Source organism: bacterium, assembly GCA_029210965.1.
GTDB lineage: Bacteria > BMS3Abin14 > BMS3Abin14 > BMS3Abin14 > BMS3Abin14 > JALHUC01.
This window is the reverse complement of record JARGFZ010000122.1, coordinates 1-705: the sequence shown is the minus strand read 5'-3', so window position 1 is coordinate 705 and position 705 is coordinate 1. Positions and strand designations below refer to the sequence as shown.

2 protein-coding genes are annotated in these 705 nt (G+C 56.3%); one reads left to right on the top strand and one right to left on the bottom strand.

The features are described from left to right. Positions 1–279, top strand: a 279-nt coding sequence (locus P1S59_14590; GenBank protein ID MDF1527452.1) for a thermonuclease family protein, incomplete at its 5' end; no start/stop codon positions are given. A gap of 243 nt (positions 280–522) precedes the next feature. Here the strand turns inward: P1S59_14590 and P1S59_14585 are convergent. Then, positions 523–705 (bottom strand): hypothetical protein (locus P1S59_14585; protein ID MDF1527451.1); only part of this gene is annotated, 183 nt, incomplete at its 5' end.

Genomic DNA, 705 nt, shown 5'->3' with positions numbered 1-705 from the left:
AGAAAAGTCCTGAACAGGCAGGTGAGGGCCGAGGTCGCCAGCCGGGACAGCTACAACGGGACGTGGGCCATGGTCTACACACCAGGCGGCAACTCTCTCGACAGGGAACTGCTGGAGGAGGGGCTGGCCTGGTGGTACCACAAGTATTCCAACGACCTGAGCCTTGGTGACCTGGAGACCAGGGCGCGCCTGAAGCGCCGGGGCCTGTGGGGCCAGATGGCTCCCACCGCTCCATGGGATTTTCGCAGGGGAGGAGTCTGGGGAGGGCGAACCAACTAGCCCGGACTATTCATGATGTTTATCGTGCCATTCCCATTTATCCATCTTTGCCACACAGTTAGCTCACATCTCATCACCATCATGAATAATGCGGGCTAGCTTCGTTTTTTTGGTTCTCCACCGGAATAAACCTCGAGACGAGATGACCCCGTTCTATTTACATGGCAGTAAACCCCTCTTCGGATCCCGCTTTTTCAGGCGGGGATGTTGGATATCACCTCAGGAAAGGCGGTTATTGACAGGTCAAACCGGATCGGGTGGGTCCCTCATCATCATGAAGACCCACGACCCAAGTTCATAAAGGGTCCATTTGAACTGGCGCGAATCCCTCCACCAGGACCAGGGCGAAAATTTTTCAGTGCGTACCGGGACAACCCGGATATCGAACACCCCCCGGAAAAGGGATTTCCACACGTGCCCGGCCCT